Annotated in this window: 1 rRNA gene; it reads right to left on the bottom strand. The window is 56.8% G+C overall.

Features of this window, described 5'->3' with window-relative positions:
* Window positions 1-75 precede the first annotated feature (75 nt).
* Window positions 76-1483 (bottom strand): 16S ribosomal RNA (locus IE093_RS22220); the annotation flags it as partial.

Here is a 1483-nt window from a genome sequence, read left to right on the forward strand (position 1 = left end):
ACCCAAACAGTCGTTGCTCTGGTCGATCAGGTAATTCATTGTGAGCACTTGCCGACAACAGGCGAGGTCGTCGTTTAAGGAGGTGATCCAGCCGCAGGTTCCCCTACGGCTACCTTGTTACGACTTCACCCCAGTCATGAACCACACCGTGGTGATCGCTCCCCCGAAGGTTAAGCTAACCACTTCTGGTGCAGTCCACTCCCATGGTGTGACGGGCGGTGTGTACAAGGCCCGGGAACGTATTCACCGTGACATTCTGATTCACGATTACTAGCGATTCCGACTTCACGGAGTCGAGTTGCAGACTCCGATCCGGACTGAGGCAGGCTTTCTGGGATTGGCTCCACGTCGCCGTCTCGCAACCCTTTGTACCTGCCATTGTAGCACGTGTGTAGCCCTACCCGTAAGGGCCATGATGACTTGACGTCGTCCCCACCTTCCTCCGGTTTGTCACCGGCAGTCTCCCTAGAGTTCCCGACCGAATCGCTGGCAAATAGGGACAAGGGTTGCGCTCGTTACGGGACTTAACCCAACATTTCACAACACGAGCTGACGACAGCCATGCAGCACCTGTCTGAGAGCTCCCGAAGGCACCAAGGCATCTCTGCCAAGTTCTCTCGATGTCAAGGGTAGGTAAGGTTCTTCGCGTTGCATCGAATTAAACCACATGCTCCACCGCTTGTGCGGGCCCCCGTCAATTCATTTGAGTTTTAACCTTGCGGCCGTACTCCCCAGGCGGTCGACTTATCGCGTTAACTGCGCCACTAAGTTCTCGAAGAACCCAACGGCTAGTCGACATCGTTTACGGCGTGGACTACCAGGGTATCTAATCCTGTTTGCTACCCACGCTTTCGCACCTCAGCGTCAGTGTCAGGCCAGAAGGCCGCCTTCGCCACTGGTATTCCTCCCGATCTCTACGCATTTCACCGCTACACCGGGAATTCTACCTTCCTCTCCTGCACTCTAGCCCCACAGTTCCGGATGCCATTCCCAGGTTGAGCCCGGGGCTTTCACAACCGGCTTATCGAGCCGCCTACGCGCGCTTTACGCCCAGTAATTCCGATTAACGCTCGCACCCTCCGTATTACCGCGGCTGCTGGCACGGAGTTAGCCGGTGCTTCTTCTGCGAGTGATGTCCTTCTTCCGGGGTATTCGCCCGAAAGCCTTCTTCCTCGCTGAAAGTGCTTTACAACCCGAAGGCCTTCTTCACACACGCGGCATGGCTGGATCAGGGTTGCCCCCATTGTCCAATATTCCCCACTGCTGCCTCCCGTAGGAGTCTGGGCCGTGTCTCAGTCCCAGTGTGGCTGATCATCCTCTCAGACCAGCTACGGATCGTCGCCTTGGTGAGCCGTTACCTCACCAACCAGCTAATCCGACATAGGCTCATCCGATAGCGCGAGGCCCGAAGGTCCCCCGCTTTCCCCCATGGGGCGTATGCGGTATTAGCCTGAGTTTCCCCAGGTTATCCCCCACTACCGGG

The sequence above is a fragment of the Litchfieldella qijiaojingensis genome (assembly GCF_014651875.1).
In the GTDB taxonomy this organism is placed as follows: Bacteria; Pseudomonadota; Gammaproteobacteria; order Pseudomonadales; family Halomonadaceae; genus Litchfieldella; species Litchfieldella qijiaojingensis.